The following is a 14,503-nucleotide window of genomic DNA, read 5'->3' on the forward strand; positions in this document are numbered from 1 at the left end:
CGACTTGCATGTATTAGGCACGCCGCCAGCGTTCGTCCTGAGCCAGGATCAAACTCTCCAAAGAATTTGATATAGCTCTTGAAAATGACGAAGCTTGCGCTTCAATCAAAACTTGTAAAACTTTTTTTTGCCTCATCGTTCAGTTTTCAAAGTTCGTCTGTCGCTCTTAACGACTCTTACAATATTACAAGTCATCGACACAGTTGTCAACCACTTTTTTAATTCTTTTCCGCTGCCATCAGCGGCAACGTTTATTACTTTAACCCATCCTCAAATAGAATGCAATAGTTTCGGTAAAAGTTTTTCTGAAAAAGTTTCCTGCCATGTTATAGCTTGGCTGTAGAAACCAAAAACCTCTCACCGCAATGGTGAGAGGTCGTAACTTGTTACTGTTGGTGACGCATTGTCGGGAAGAGCAATACGTCGCGAATCGATGGTGCGTCTGTGAGCAACATGACAAGACGGTCAATCCCGATTCCGAGACCACCTGTTGGCGGCATCCCGTACTCGAGCGCTTCTAGGAAGTCGTTATCAAGTTCATGGGCCTCATCGTTCCCAGCTTCTTTTTCAAGTAGTTGGGCTTCGAAGCGCTCACGTTGATCGATTGGATCGTTCAACTCTGTGAACGCGTTCGCGTGTTCACGACGAACGATGAACAGCTCGAAACGATCTGTGAAGCGCGGGTCTTGATCGTTCTTCTTCGCAAGCGGCGACACTTCGACCGGATGTCCCGTGACGAACGTAGGTTGAAGCAACGTCTCTTCGATTTTTTGTTCGAAGAACTCGTTGACGATATGACCGAACGTCATATGGTCTTGGACTTCTACTCCGTGCTCTTTCGCAAGTTCACGCGCCTGTTCATCAGACATCTGCTGCCAGAAGTCGACACCCATCTCTTCTTTAACCAAGTCGACCATATGGGCCCGCTTCCAACCGACACCAAGATGGATCGTATCTTCTCCATACTTCACGTCTGTCGTACCGAGTACTTCTTTAGCAACGTGCGCAACGAGTTCTTCTGTCAAATCCATGATGTCGTTGTAATCAGCGTAAGCTTCATAGAGCTCGATCATTGTGAACTCTGGGTTGTGTCGTGTCGAGATCCCTTCGTTACGGAAGACACGGCCAATCTCATAAACACGTTCAAGGCCACCGACGATGAGGCGCTTCAAGTGAAGCTCGATCGCGATGCGCATATAAAGTTCCATATCGAGGGCGTTATGGTGCGTCAAGAACGGACGGGCAGCTGCTCCACCTGCAATCGTATGGAGCATCGGTGTCTCAACTTCTAAGTAACCGCGATGGTTCAAGAAGTTACGGATCTCTGAAATGATTCGGCTACGCAAAATGAATGTTTGGCGCGAATCATTGTTCGTGATCAAATCGAGATAACGTTGACGATAACGTTGTTCGACATCTTTTAAGCCATGATATTTGTCTGGAAGCGGACGGAGCGCTTTCGTCAAAAGTTCAAACGTCTCGACGTGAATCGATAACTCGCCAACATTCGTTTTGAACAGCTTACCTTTCACGCCGACAATATCACCGAGGTCAGACGATTTGAACAAATCAAACGCCTCATCCCCTACGTCATTTTTACGGACATAAATTTGAACCTGTCCCGTGACATCTTGGATGTGGGCGAAGAAAACCTTCCCTTTTCCACGTTTCGTCATAATCCGTCCCGCGAGCGTGACTTCTACGTCTTGCTCAGCGAGCGCCTCTTTCTCAATCGCTTCATATTGCTCATGTAATTCACCGGCATGGGCTGAGCGTTCGAACCGATGTCCGAACGGGTCGAGTCCTTGCGCACGCATCTCAGTCATCTTTTCAAATCGAACCTGCATTTGGTCGTTCATTTCCAACTCGTGACTCACTACTCCATTCACTCCTCTATACATATTGGGTTTGGTCCTAACAAAAAGCTGTCGACCTCACGGCCAACAGCACAGCCTAAGCTGTTCGCTCTTTGCGTATCACTTTTTCGCCAAACAAGCTTACCATAAATCACTTTTTTACACTAGTTCACACTTCTTGTGGCGCGTTCTCGATCTGTCCGACGAAATCGTAGAGCACACTCCCGACGGCATCCCGTGATTCCAACTCGAAGACTTGCTTACGGACCGGCCCGTTCCCTTTGAGACCTTTCAAGTACCAGGCCACGTGTTGACGCATTTCACGAACCGCCGCCACCTCGCCTTTCAAGTCGATCAAACGATCGAGATGCAGCATGCAAATGTCAATTTTCTCGCGTGCCTCCGGCTCGGCCGGAAGTTCACCCGTCTCGAGGTACTGCACCGTCTGATAGAGCATCCATGGATTTCCGAGGGCAGCCCGCCCGATCATGACCGCATCGACACCGTAATGGTCGAGGGCATGCTTCGCTTGTTGCGGCGTCGTAATATCACCGTTCCCGATAATCGGGATGCCCGCAATTTTCTTCGCCTCACCAATAAGCTCCCAGTTGGCTGTTCCTTCATACAATTGGGACCGCGTCCGTCCGTGAATCGCGATCGCCGCCGCGCCACCGGATTCGGCCGCTCTGACGTTATCTAGGAGGTAGATGTGCTGACTGTCCCAGCCGGTGCGCATCTTGACGGTCACAGGTTTGTCCACCGCCTTCGATACAGCGTTCACCATCTCATAAACCTTATCCGGATCGAGGAGCCACTTGGCACCCGCTTCACATTTCGTGACTTTCGGGACCGGACACCCCATGTTGATGTCGATGATATCGGCGTTCGTGTTTTGATCCACGTATTGCGCCGCTTTCACGAGCGTGTCTTTCGAACCGCCAAAAATTTGCAGGCTGAGCGGCTTTTCGCGCTCATCGACGTATAACATGCGCAGCGTTCTCGCGTTTTCAAATAAAATCCCTTTGTCGCTGACCATCTCCGCACAAACGAGTCCGGCACCGAATTCCTTCGCAATCAAACGAAATGCCGGGTTCGTCACTCCGGCCATCGGGGCGAGGACCGCCCGATTTTTTATATCAACGTTACCAATTTTGAACCCTGACATTGCTTCACTTCCTTCAATAGCGTTAAACAGAACCGACTAATGACGTTAACGACTGTAGACGTACGACGTCGCGCCGCTCCGATTCCGGCAAGGCGTCGCATAATTGTCGTACCGTCTTCCCATTCACCTCGAGCGTCGGAGCAATCTCCGCGAGCGGGGCGAGGACAAAAGCACGTTCATGCATTCGCGGATGCGGAACAGTTAAGTGCTTCGATTGTATATATTCGCCGTTATAGAGCAAGATGTCAAGGTCGATCGTACGCGGCCCGTTCTTAAACAGACGCTCTCTCCCAAGACCGCGCTCAACCTGTTGGAGACGAACGAGCGCATCGTCCGCCCCTAGCGATGTCTCGACTTCGACGACCATGTTATAAAACGATGGTTGATCTGTATAGCCGACCGGTGCCGTCTCGTATACATTCGATTGCTTCGTCACATGAAGACCGGCCGCCTCCATCTCTTGAAGGGCACCGAACAAATAACGCTCCCGTTCACCGATATTCGAACCAAGCGCCACATACATCATCCGTTACGCCTCCGCGTCATCTCAATCGCGACTGAATCATAATGACCCGGAATCGGCGGGTCCGGTTTGATGACCTTGACCGTCACACTTTGAATCTTGTCACTGTGGGCGAGCACGGCCGTCGTGATCCGTTCACCGAGTGCTTCGAGTAAGTTGACCGCTTCGCCTGTGACGATGTCTTCTGTCAGTTGATAGAGTCCGGCATAGCTGACGCCGTCCTCCAAATTATCGGACTGGCCGGCAGGGGTCAGGTCTAACTCACACATCAAATCAATATTAAATCGCTGACCGAGCCGGTTCTCTTCTTCAAATACACCGTGGTAACCGTAAAAACGCATCCCGTTCACAAACATCTTATCCAACTTGTCCGCCTCCTAACATCGCATCCATCATCCGTGACGCCCGTTTGTTCTCTAACACATCATGCACCCGTACCCAGGCGCACCCCTTCACAATCCCGAGACATGTCGTCGCGACCGTCCCTTCGACCCGCTCCTCGGTCGGTAAATCAAGTGTCTGGCCGATGAACGACTTACGTGACGTCCCGAGCAGAACGGGGAACCCGAGATTCGTGATGACGTCGAGCCGATTCATGAGCTCTAAGTTTTGGTTGTAGTCTTTGGCGAAGCCGATGCCGGGGTCTAACCAAATCTGGTCATCACGAACACCGGCGGCACGGGCGATCGCGATTGATTCTTGTATGTCGCCGACGACTTCTTCGATGAAGTGTCCATAGTTTCGATTGTCTCGATTATGCATCAAAATGATCGGGACGTTAAACTCTTTGGCCACTTCCGCCATCGATTGATCGTCCCACTTCGACCCCCACACGTCATTGATGATGTCAGCGCCTGCTTCAAGTGCCGCTCGCGCAACGATAGGTTTGTACGTATCGATCGAGATCAGGACGTCAAGCTCCTCTTTCAGGCGGCGAATGACCGGGACGACGCGGGCGATCTCTTGATCCGCCGTGACGAACTGTGCGCCCGGCCTTGTCGACTCGCCTCCGACGTCGATCGCATCGGCCCCGTCCTGAACGAGCCGTTTAGCGTGTTCGAGCGCTTGCTCGACTGCGTTATAACGCCCACCGTCTGAAAACGAATCTGGCGTCACGTTTAAAATGCCCATAATTTTTGTCATGCTGTTCCCTCACTTTCAATTGCTCGTCGTAACTCGGACCAACACGCTGTAAATCGAGCACCCTGCTTGCCTGGATACGTCCGGCCGGCATAAGCGGTGACCGGTGCGATTTGTTGCACCGAGTTCGTGAGCCAAATTTCGGACGCTTGCTCGAGTTCTTTAAACGTCACATCACGCTCGAGCACGTCAAACGTCTCCATCAGCCAGTGCCGGGTCACGCCGGCAAGCGCCCCGGTCTCAAGCGGCGTCGTCCATAGCCGCCCATCCTGTTCCACCCAAAAGATGTTTGAGACGAGTCCCTCGACGACACGTCCCGCCTCGTCCGCGAACAAACCTTCCGCTTCCCGGTCGACCAAGGCCCGTTTTCCAAGGATGTTGTTCATATAGTGATGCGACTTCAAACGGAACGCCGCTTCCGGTCGACTTCTCGGAAACGGGATTGCCTCAAGCCGTTTCTCGGTCGGTTCGAACGTGTCCGGTAACGGTTTGACGAGCAACGTCACGTTCGGCCGTGAGTAACGCCCGTCGTGCAGACCGAGCGGAGCGACACCGGCGGAGACGTTCAGTCGGATATATACGTTCGGCGCCTCGTTTTGACGCACGACGTCTTGAATCGCCTGTCTGATTTCCTGCTTCGTATAAGGTAGATCGATCCAAAGAGCGTCCATGCTTTTCTCAAGCCTGCACCAATGGAGGTCGAACAAGAACGGGACCCCGTCAAACGTCCGGAACGTCTCGAACAATCCCATCCCGTACAAAAAACCGTGGTCCTGAACCGGCACCGTCACTTCTGAACTGCCGCGCAGTTCGCCGTTATGCCAAAGCCACATGACGATACGCCTCGATAAAATTTTTAATCATGTCTTTCCCATGTTCCGTCAAGATGGCTTCAGGATGAAATTGGACGCCCTCGATCGGCAATTCTTTATGGCGTAGCGCCATGATCTCTCCCGTGCTCGTCTCAGCCGTCACTTCTAAACAGGACGGCAATGAAGCGCGCTCGACGGCAAGCGAATGATACCGCGTCACGATCGTCTGCTGTGGGATGTCTTTAAATAACGTCTTGCCGTCATGTTCGATCGGTGACGTCTTCCCGTGCATGAGGCGGTCCGCATGGACGACTTTCCCGCCGAACGCCTGACCGATCGCTTGGTGACCGAGACACACCCCGAAAATCGGGATCTTCCCAGCAAACGTCCGAATCGCGTCGACGCTGATTCCCGCTTCGCTCGGCGTCCGCGGACCTGGCGAGATGACGAGATAACTCGGACCCATCTGTTTAATCTCTTCGATCGTAACGTCGTCATTACGACGCACGATCAAGTCCTCTCCGAGCTCACCAAAGTATTGAACCAAGTTGTACGTGAATGAGTCGTAGTTATCGATGAGTAAAATCATACCGTCGCCTCCGTCATTTCTTTCGCGGCCCATAGCGCCTTCGCTTTCGACAACGATTCTTCATATTCAGCGACCGGGTCGGAGTCGATGACGATCCCCGCCCCGGCCTGGACATGGGCCATGCCGTCTTTGACGACCATCGTCCGAATCGTGATGTTAAAGACGAGGTCGTCGTCCCAACTGATCCAGCCGAACGACCCCGTGTAAATCCCACGTCGAACCGGTTCGAGTTCCTCAATGATTTCCATCGTCCGAATTTTCGGGGCACCGGTAATCGTTCCGCCCGGGAACATCGCCCCGAGCGCCTCTGACCCGGACACACCGTCTCGCATCGTGCCGCGCACGTTCGAAACGATGTGCTGTACGTGTGAGTACTTCTCGATGACCATCAATTCGTCGACGTGCACCGTCCCATAAGCGGCCACTTTCCCGAGGTCGTTCCGCTCCAAATCAACGAGCATGACGTGCTCGGCCCGCTCTTTCTCGTTGTCGAGCAACGTCCGCGCTAGTTCCATATCTTCTGCCTCGTCCCGTCCGCGCGGCCGTGTCCCGGCGATCGGGCGTGTCGAGATCGACGTCCCGTGTTTCTCAATCAACAGTTCTGGCGAAGCCGACACCATCGTCAAAAAATCGTCGACGAAGTACCCCATGTACGGTGAAGGATTCATTTGGCGCAACGTGTCATAGACGTGGCGCGGGTCCGCGAGCAGCGCTTCCGATTGGCGGACGCTCAGGTTCACTTGGAACACGTCGCCTTCGACGATGTAGTCTTGAATTTTCTGCACAGCTTCGACGAATTCACCTTGCGATAGAGAACGCGCTCGCTCGAGCGGTGCTTGCGCGACCGGTCTGAACGCGTAATGCGTCTCTGTCTGCCATAAGGCAGCCCAGCGCTCGAGCTTCGCTTCTACTTCTTCATCGGCGGTGACTAGCAAATAGAGGAGCGACGTCGCTTCGTCGAATACCGCCACTTCGTCAAACAACAAGAACGAGACGTCGGGCGTCCCTAAATCATCTTCCGCTTGACGCGGCAAGCGTTCGAGTGTCCGGGCGACATCGTAACTGACATAACCGATCATCCCGCCGAAGAATGGCGGTGCTCCTTCTGGTCTTGCGGCAACGTAACGGGCCCGCACTTGCTCGACGATGTCGAGCGGTTGGCCATAAAACGTCTCGGTCTTATCTGAAATGACGAGCGTTCCAGTCCCATCTTTCACGTGAAGCGCACCGAACGGCTCGATCCCGGCCATCGTGTAACGTCCAGCCCTCCCGCTCTCGAGCCACGCATAGCGCTCGCCCGCTTCCGTCAACGTCATATACGTCTCATACATTCTCTCTTTTGTCGTTCGCATCGTTTTGAACGCTGTCGTTTTCACGCCAAATCCCCCCGTTCCACTCATTCATGCCTCTAATTGTACACAAGAAAAGGCAGTTACCGAAAGAAGATGTCTTCTGGTAACTGCCGTTTGTTTATGCGCGAACGCTATCTGATTCTTCGTCGAACTGATAGAGCGGCGTGCTAAGGTAGCGTTCTCCGTTTGACGGGATGATCGCGAGCACGTTTTTGCCTTTTCCAAGGCGCTTCGCCGTATCGACCGCGGCCGCGATGGCTGCACCTGACGAGATGCCACCGAGCACACCGTTCGTCCGAGCCGCGAGACGCGCGTACTCGAACGCCTGCTCTGTCGTGATTTGAAGGACACCTTCGTAAATCTCAGTGTCTAAAATCGACGGGATAAAGCCGGCCCCGATGCCTTGAATTTTATGAGGTCCTGGCTTCCCTCCAGATAAGACTGGAGAGTCGACTGGTTCGACCGCTAAAATTTGCACGTCTGGATAGTGGGCTTTCAATACTTTACCCGCTCCTGTGATCGTTCCGCCTGTACCGACACCAGCGATAAAAGCATCGACTTGAAGACCTGACGCGTCGAACGCATCAACGATCTCAGGGCCGGTCGTCATTTCATGGACGTTCGGGTTGGCCGCATTATTGAATTGTTGCGGGAGGAAGTAGCCGTTTTTCTCAGCTTCTTCTGTCGCCCGACGGATCGCTCCGCCCATCCCCTCAGGACCAGGCGTCAAAATCAGCTCGGCACCATATCCGCGAAGCAGATTGCGTCGTTCCATACTCATCGTTTCCGGCATGACGAGAATTGCCTTATAGCCTTTAGCAGAACTGACCATCGCGAGTCCGATGCCCGTGTTCCCACTCGTCGGCTCGATGATTGTGTCACCCGGCTTTAAGACGCCTTCTTCCTCAGCGGCCTCGATCATCGCTAAGGCGATCCGGTCTTTTACACTCGAACCAGGGTTCATATATTCCAACTTCATGTAAACCGTCGCGTCATCCGGGCCAGTCAGCCCGTTTAACTTCACGATTGGAGTCTTGCCAATTAAGTCTGTCACTGAATCTACGATACGCATTTCATTTCCTCCTTCATAATTCCGACTATTCCGATATTGTAATAATACCCTATCGGATTGAAAATATGCAATTTGGAACGACAGCCTCAGCGTGCTAGCTGTTTCATCACTTCGAGCTGTTCAGCCGAGAAGTGATATTTTTCACCGCAGAAGTGACAAACCGCTTCCGCGCCGCCATCTTCTTCGATCATTTGACGGATCTCTTCGGTACCGAGCCCGATGATCGCACTTTCCATCCGATCGCGGCTGCACGTACAGTTAAACTGTATCGCTTGGTGGTCGAGTACTTCTAAGCTATCTCCGAGGAGCATATGCAGCATCTCTTCCGGCGTCTTCTCTTCTCCGATGAGGACCGACACTGGCGGGAACGTCTTCAATGCGTTTTCTAACGCTTGAATCGTTTGCTCTGAAGCGTCCGGCATCAACTGGACGATAATCCCGCCGGCAGCTAAAATCGATTCATCTTCCGGAAGCACGAGCACGCCTGCTCCGACGACTGAAGGCACTTGTTCCGACGTCGCGAAGTAGTACGTGAAGTCTTCACTGATCTCACCTGTTTGAATTTCGGACGAACCGCCAACGAAGTCTTTTAGCCCGAGGTCTTTGATGACCGAGACCGTGCCGCGGCCGACGACTTCGCCAACTTTCAACTTCGTCAATCCGTGGTCGTTGACGAATGTTCCGCCCTCGACACGCGGGTGTGACACGTATCCGCGAACGTCTCCTGCCGTGTCCGCATCGACGATGATTTTCCCGATTGGTCCATCGCCTTCGACTTTAAGGGTGACGCGCGCGGCTCCTTTTTGCATTGAACCGATCATCGTCCCGATCGTCATCGTCCGACCGAGCGCGGCTGAGGCGACCGGTGTCGTCTGATGGCGAAGTTGCGTTTCGAAAATCGTTTTCGTCGTCCGTACGGCGAACGCCCGGACTTCTCCACCGAACCCGAGGGCACGGACGAGATAGTCGTCTTTCATTTGGTCAAGTAACGCTTGTTGTTCTGGTTGAATCATATTGAGTAACTCCTTTAAAGTTTATTTCTGGTTGCGCTCATAGATGAGACGAAGTCCATCGAGCGTCAAGAACGAGTCGACGACGTCAATCGTTTCGGCATGTTCACTGATCAAACGGGCCAGCCCACCTGTCGCGATGACGGTCGCTTCCCCGACTTCACGCTTGACGCGACTGACGATACCGTCGACTTGGGCGACATACCCGTAATACGTGCCCGATTGCATCGCTTGGATCGTATTTTTCCCGACGACGGTCGGCGGGGTCGCGAGCTCGATGCGCGGTAATTTCGCGGCCCGTTGATAGAGCGCCTCGACCGAGATCATAATCCCCGGGGAGATGATCCCGCCGTGATAACGGCGTTTGTCATCGATGTAGCAATACGTCGTCGCCGTACCGAAGTCGACAATGATCAATGGACCGTCGTACTTGGCAATACCTGCGACCGCGTTGACGATGCGGTCCGCCCCGACTTCACGCGGATTGTCGACGTGGATGTCGAGACCTGTTTTCACGCCAGGACCGACGACGATCGGCCGGACGTTGAAGTAGCGCTGTGACATCTGTTCGAGCGGGAAGATGACTGGTGGAACAACCGAAGACAAAATGACGCCGTCGATTTGGTCAAACGAGACGTTCGAGTGGTCAAACAGCGACTTGACGAGCATACCGTACTCATCGGTCGTTTTCGTGCGGTCCGTCGAGATGCGCCAATGATGGACGAGCGTCTCACCATCGTACATCCCGAGGACAATATTTGTATTCCCAACATCGATCACTAAAATCATGATATGGTTCCTCACTTTGTTGTCAATTACAGTTCGCTCGAATTATAACACGAAAAAAGACGAATGCCTTATTTAGGGCATTCGTCTCTTACACTTACCGTGATTCGTTGTTCGGGCGTTCCGTCGGTGTCGCTTCCGGCTTATCGCCTTCAGGGACAACGTCCGGCTTCGCTTCTTGAACGACTCCAGGCTGATCGATGACTTGTCCGTGCTTGACGGCCGCCTCATCTTTCTTCGCCTCATCGCTTGCATCATCTTTCGATGGTTCAGACGGCTCTTCTGGTTCGTGCGGAAGATATTCGCGCGTCTTGATCAAGTGACGAATCTGTTTCGAATCGAGCGTCTCGACTTCGAGCAACGTCTTCGCGACGAGCTCGAGATCGTCTTTACGGTCCGTCAAAATCTGTTTCGCTTTCGCGTAACAACGGTTGATGATGTCCCGGATCTCGAGGTCGATATCTTGTGCAATCGCATCCGAGTAGTTTTGTTCCGTTTGGAAATCGCGACCTAAGAAGACTTGTCCTCCATGGTTCGATCCAAGTTGGAGCGGTCCGAGCTTGTCGCTCATCCCGTAATCCATGACCATCTTCCGAGCGATACCAGTCGCGCGTTGGAAGTCATTGCTTGCTCCTGTCGATACTTCACCGAAGATGACGTCTTCCGCCACGCGGCCCCCGAGGAGACCAACGATTTTATCTTCGAGTTCAGGTTTCGTCATGAAGTAACGATCTTCTTTCGGAAGCATGACGACGTATCCGCCAGCGTTTCCACGTGGAACGATTGTCACTTTGTGCACTTCGTCTGCGTTCTCGAGTTCAATCCCGATAATCGTGTGACCCGCCTCATGATAGGCGACGATTTGGCGTTCTTTCTCCGAGATGACGCGGCTCTTCTTAGAAGGACCAGCGATGACACGGTCAATCGCTTCCTCGACATCCACGACCGAGACCGCTGAACGGTCAGACCGGGCTGCGACGAGCGCTGCTTCGTTCAACAAGTTTTCAAGGTCAGCACCTGAGAATCCAGGCGTCCGCTGAGCGATCGACTTCAAGTCAACTGTCGAATCGAGCGGTTTGTTACGGGCGTGAACTTTGAGTACTGCTTCACGGCCTTTAACATCCGGGCGGTCAACCGTGATTTGACGGTCGAATCGACCTGGACGAAGAAGGGCCGGGTCAAGAATGTCCGGACGGTTCGTCGCGGCAATCATGATGATTCCTTCGTTGTCACTAAATCCATCCATCTCGACGAGAAGTTGGTTGAGCGTTTGCTCACGCTCGTCGTGGCCGCCACCAAGACCGGCACCACGCTGGCGTCCGACCGCATCGATCTCATCGATGAAGATGATACACGGTGCGTTCTTTTTCGCGTTCTCGAACAAGTCGCGGACACGCGACGCCCCGACACCGACGAACATTTCGACGAAGTCAGAACCTGAGATCGAGAAGAACGGTACACCGGCTTCTCCCGCAGCTGCACGAGCGAGTAACGTCTTACCTGTTCCCGGAGGACCGACGAGCAAGACGCCTTTCGGAATGCGCGCTCCAAGTCTCGAGAACTTGCGAGGGTCTTTCAAGAATTCGACGACTTCGATGAGTTCTTGTTTCTCCTCATCCGCCCCGGCAACGTCATCAAACGTTACACGACGTTTTTCTTGGTCGTAGAGTTTCGCCTTCGATTTCCCGAAGTTCATCACACGACCGCCGCCACCGCCGCCTTGGGCTTGGTTGAGCAAGAAGAAGAACAAGATGAAGATGATGATAAACGGTAAGATCGCGAATACGATGCTAAACCAGCTACCACTCGACTCTGACTCTTCGATTTGAATGTCGGTATTCGCACGAAGTTGCGAGAGCACTTCGGCGTATTCGGCCTCGTTAGCCGGGATATTCGTTTCGTAACGCTGGTCTTCGTCTCCTGTAAGGTCACCTGTAATTGAGATGGCTCCCGGGATTTCCTGTACGGTTGCCGTTTCGATCCGATCATCTTCCACATATTCCAAGAACTTCGAATAAGAGAGCGTTTCGCTCTGGCTACTCGGGTTCTGTAAATATTGAAGGAACAAGATCAAGGCCAGGAAAATCACACCGAACACTAAGGTGTTTTTCACTGCACGATTCATTCTCTGCCTCCTATTCCGAGAAACGATGTTCTCGCCCATTCAGTATATGTGTATACTTTGGGATATTTCTTTTATCTTAACACGTCACATTTTCAAAAGAAAAACGTTAGCCCCCGTAAACACTCGGCTTGAGCACACCGACGTAAGGAAGGTTACGATATTTCTCTTCGTAATCGAGACCGTAGCCGACGACAAACTCGTGCGGAATCACGAAACCGCTATAGTCTGCCGATAGACCGTTCTTGCGACCCGTCGGTTTATCGAGCAACGTAACGATCTTCACCGACTTGGCTTTCCGATATTTGAGGAGATCGACGAGATAGCCGAGCGTGAGCCCGCTATCAATGATATCTTCTACAATCAAGATGTCTCGTCCTTCTACAGACGTGTTTAAATCTTTCTCGATTTTCACTTCACCTGTCGATGACGTTCCACCGTGATACGTCGATACGTCCATGAAGTCCATCTCTAAATGGATGTCCATTTCTTTGACAAGGTCTGACATGAACGGCATCGCGCCTTTCAATACGCAAACGAGAAGTGGAAACTCTTCTTTATATTCTTCGCTGAGCGTTGTCGCGAGTTCTTTCACCTTTACTTGAATCTCTTCACTTGAAATAAGCACCTTTTCCATATCGTTCATTAATGACATCTTGAAATCCTCCTCTTTCTAATCCGACACAATCATCATTTTACCATTAATCGTGGGCAAATCGCATCTGACTTATCCGGAAAATCCGAAACTCTTACTCCTACTATAGCGACAATCCTCCCTGTCGCGTCAACTACTAAGGGGACAAACGGACGATTTTCACGCCGGATTTTCGCATCGACCAAGATTCGGGCGACTTTTTTCGTCCCGATCGAGAGTTTCATCACATCCCCTGGCCGGACGGAGCGGACGGTCAACGGGAATGTGAGCGCCTCGAGGGGGATCCCGTCCTTGCCTGTGATGACTTCAAGTGAGAGCTCGCGGTCGCCAAAAGACGTCTGGACCGGGAGGCTCGAGATCACTCGGTCACCCGGTGCTTCAGTCAGCACTAGATCGGTATGGGGGACGAGGCTGATCACCCCATCATACTTTTGCAGGCGCGCGCCGCCTTCAAGGTCGTATCGTCCTGTTCCTTTTGGACTACCGAGGAGACGACGGATGGCTTCGCCCATCTCGACACCATATCTAGCCGATAAGAGTCGGCCGAGTACGTATCGTTCGGGTTCGTTCAAACCGGCCACGTCTTCAAGTTTCACATGAAACGTTTTCATATTATAACGGACGTGGCGCACCATCCACTTCCCGACGTCGTCGTAGCGCTTATGCCAGAGCTCACGCTGCCGACGGGCCGCGTTACCGACGTCTTGAACCACGTTCGGCCAAACATCGAGGAGCTGCGGGACGATGTGGTGTCTGATCTTGTTGCGCAAATAATTCGCCTGCTCATTCGTCGCGTCTTCTCGCCAGACGAGTCCGTTCGCTAACGCGTACGCCAAGAGCTGTCGTTTTGTTTCCGTCAGCAACGGACGAACGATTGTCCCTCCGGCGAACGGACGACGTTCCGGGATCCCCGTCACTTCGACGACGTTTCGATGAAGCTGGATGAGTACCGTTTCGAGCTCGTCATCGCCGTGATGAGCCGTCATCAGTTCGGTATACCCGTCTTCACGCATGACCGTTTCAAAAAATGCATACCGCGCCGTCCGATAGACGGCTTGCGATCCCCCGTCCGGAAACGCAAGACGCTTCCCGTGAAACGGCACACCGTACGCTTTCGCCAACTGTCTCACGAACTCAAACTCTTCATCGGACTCAGGCCTAAGTCCATGATGGACGTGGGCGACCCCGACGTCAGCACCGCTTCTCACGACGCGGTCTAACAAGACGATCGAATCCATCCCACCCGATACGGCCACCAGCACTTTCGTCATCGTCGCTCCTCCTTGATATAACAAAAGAAGCCATCTCAAGTTGAGATGGCTTCTTTTCGCTTAGGTAAGTGACCCGTACGGGATTCGAACCCGTGTTACCGCCGTGAAAGGGCGGTGTCTTAACCGCTTGACCAACGGGCCTAAATAAAA

At 52.8% G+C, this 14,503-nt stretch carries 14 protein-coding genes, 1 tRNA gene and 1 rRNA gene; all 16 read right to left on the reverse strand.

The features are described 5' to 3' along the window. A 16S ribosomal RNA gene (locus EVJ21_RS14750) occupies positions 1-64 on the reverse strand; the annotation flags it as partial. Between the two features lie 322 nt (positions 65-386). Next, on the reverse strand, positions 387-1,877 hold the full coding sequence (lysS, locus tag EVJ21_RS14755; protein WP_070329362.1) for a lysine--tRNA ligase: 1,491 nt from the start codon (positions 1,875-1,877) through the stop codon (positions 387-389). Between the two features lie 148 nt (positions 1,878-2,025). Then, on the reverse strand, positions 2,026-3,021 hold the full coding sequence (gene dusB / locus EVJ21_RS14760) for a tRNA dihydrouridine synthase DusB (protein WP_016509635.1): 996 nt from the start codon (positions 3,019-3,021) through the stop codon (positions 2,026-2,028). A 22-nt stretch (positions 3,022-3,043) separates the two neighbouring features. Further along, a complete protein-coding gene (folK, locus tag EVJ21_RS14765; protein ID WP_070329364.1) occupies positions 3,044-3,547 on the reverse strand; it encodes a 2-amino-4-hydroxy-6-hydroxymethyldihydropteridine diphosphokinase in 504 nt (167 codons plus the stop codon). Continuing rightward, entirely contained in the window at positions 3,544-3,909 is a 366-nt protein-coding gene (folB, locus tag EVJ21_RS14770; RefSeq protein WP_201739247.1) for a dihydroneopterin aldolase, read from the reverse strand. Before folB ends, folK begins: the two co-directional genes overlap by 4 nt. Then, positions 3,902-4,687: a dihydropteroate synthase gene (gene folP, locus EVJ21_RS14775; RefSeq protein WP_131466528.1), complete on the reverse strand. Its 786-nt coding sequence runs from the start codon at positions 4,685-4,687 to the stop codon at positions 3,902-3,904. The genes folB and folP overlap by 8 nt, the downstream gene beginning before the upstream one ends. After that, positions 4,684-5,517 carry an aminotransferase class IV gene (locus EVJ21_RS14780; RefSeq protein ID WP_131466526.1) on the reverse strand — a complete coding sequence of 278 codons (834 nt, stop codon included), beginning with the start codon at positions 5,515-5,517 and terminating at the stop codon, positions 4,684-4,686. Before EVJ21_RS14780 ends, folP begins: the two co-directional genes overlap by 4 nt. Further along, positions 5,501-6,085, reverse strand: a complete 585-nt coding sequence (gene pabA, locus EVJ21_RS14785; protein ID WP_131490782.1) for an aminodeoxychorismate/anthranilate synthase component II — start codon at positions 6,083-6,085, stop codon at positions 5,501-5,503. Before pabA ends, EVJ21_RS14780 begins: the two co-directional genes overlap by 17 nt. Continuing rightward, positions 6,082-7,461 carry an anthranilate synthase component I family protein gene (locus EVJ21_RS14790; RefSeq protein WP_304986237.1) on the reverse strand — a complete coding sequence of 460 codons (1,380 nt, stop codon included), beginning with the start codon at positions 7,459-7,461 and terminating at the stop codon, positions 6,082-6,084. The genes pabA and EVJ21_RS14790 overlap by 4 nt, the downstream gene beginning before the upstream one ends. 94 nt (positions 7,462-7,555) lie before the next feature. Further along, positions 7,556-8,509: a cysteine synthase A gene (cysK, locus tag EVJ21_RS14795; RefSeq protein ID WP_071398644.1), complete on the reverse strand. Its 954-nt coding sequence runs from the start codon at positions 8,507-8,509 to the stop codon at positions 7,556-7,558. A gap of 86 nt (positions 8,510-8,595) precedes the next feature. Then, positions 8,596-9,522 (reverse strand): Hsp33 family molecular chaperone HslO, encoded by a 927-nt coding sequence (gene hslO / locus EVJ21_RS14800; RefSeq protein ID WP_131490783.1) that lies wholly within the window; start codon positions 9,520-9,522, stop codon positions 8,596-8,598. Between the two features lie 21 nt (positions 9,523-9,543). Beyond that, the gene (locus tag EVJ21_RS14805) at positions 9,544-10,308 is read right to left on the reverse strand and encodes a type III pantothenate kinase (RefSeq protein ID WP_070329371.1); all 765 of its coding nucleotides are present in this window, start codon (positions 10,306-10,308) and stop codon (positions 9,544-9,546) included. 94 nt (positions 10,309-10,402) lie between these two features. Next, a complete protein-coding gene (gene ftsH / locus EVJ21_RS14810) occupies positions 10,403-12,430 on the reverse strand; it encodes an ATP-dependent zinc metalloprotease FtsH (protein WP_131458693.1) in 2,028 nt (675 codons plus the stop codon). A gap of 106 nt (positions 12,431-12,536) precedes the next feature. Then, complete coding sequence (gene hpt, locus EVJ21_RS14815; protein ID WP_016509617.1) at positions 12,537-13,082, reverse strand: hypoxanthine phosphoribosyltransferase; 546 nt, start codon at positions 13,080-13,082, stop codon at positions 12,537-12,539. A 35-nt stretch (positions 13,083-13,117) separates the two neighbouring features. Beyond that, a complete protein-coding gene (gene tilS / locus EVJ21_RS14820; RefSeq protein ID WP_236633563.1) occupies positions 13,118-14,353 on the reverse strand; it encodes a tRNA lysidine(34) synthetase TilS in 1,236 nt (411 codons plus the stop codon). Positions 14,354-14,422: 69 nt separating this feature from the next. Next, positions 14,423-14,494, reverse strand: a tRNA-Glu gene (locus EVJ21_RS14825). Positions 14,495-14,503 lie beyond the last annotated feature (9 nt).

It is taken from the genome of Exiguobacterium sp. SH0S2, assembly GCF_004337185.1.
Lineage (GTDB): Bacteria > Bacillota > Bacilli > Exiguobacteriales > Exiguobacteriaceae > Exiguobacterium > Exiguobacterium aurantiacum_A.

Coding starts and splice junctions, on each gene's coding strand:
- pabA (WP_131490782.1), bottom strand. CDS start 6,085: ATGATTTTACTCATCGATAACTACGACTCATTCACGTACAACTTGGTT.
- hslO (WP_131490783.1), bottom strand. CDS start 9,522: ATGATTCAACCAGAACAACAAGCGTTACTTGACCAAATGAAAGACGAC.
- dusB (WP_016509635.1), bottom strand. CDS start 3,021: ATGTCAGGGTTCAAAATTGGTAACGTTGATATAAAAAATCGGGCGGTC.
- folK (WP_070329364.1), bottom strand. CDS start 3,547: ATGATGTATGTGGCGCTTGGTTCGAATATCGGTGAACGGGAGCGTTAT.
- folP (WP_131466528.1), bottom strand. CDS start 4,687: ATGACAAAAATTATGGGCATTTTAAACGTGACGCCAGATTCGTTTTCA.
- EVJ21_RS14805 (WP_070329371.1), bottom strand. CDS start 10,308: ATGATTTTAGTGATCGATGTTGGGAATACAAATATTGTCCTCGGGATG.
- cysK (WP_071398644.1), bottom strand. CDS start 8,509: ATGCGTATCGTAGATTCAGTGACAGACTTAATTGGCAAGACTCCAATC.
- ftsH (WP_131458693.1), bottom strand. CDS start 12,430: ATGAATCGTGCAGTGAAAAACACCTTAGTGTTCGGTGTGATTTTCCTG.
- EVJ21_RS14780 (WP_131466526.1), bottom strand. CDS start 5,517: ATGTGGCTTTGGCATAACGGCGAACTGCGCGGCAGTTCAGAAGTGACG.
- hpt (WP_016509617.1), bottom strand. CDS start 13,082: ATGTCATTAATGAACGATATGGAAAAGGTGCTTATTTCAAGTGAAGAG.
- tilS (WP_236633563.1), bottom strand. CDS start 14,353: ATGACGAAAGTGCTGGTGGCCGTATCGGGTGGGATGGATTCGATCGTC.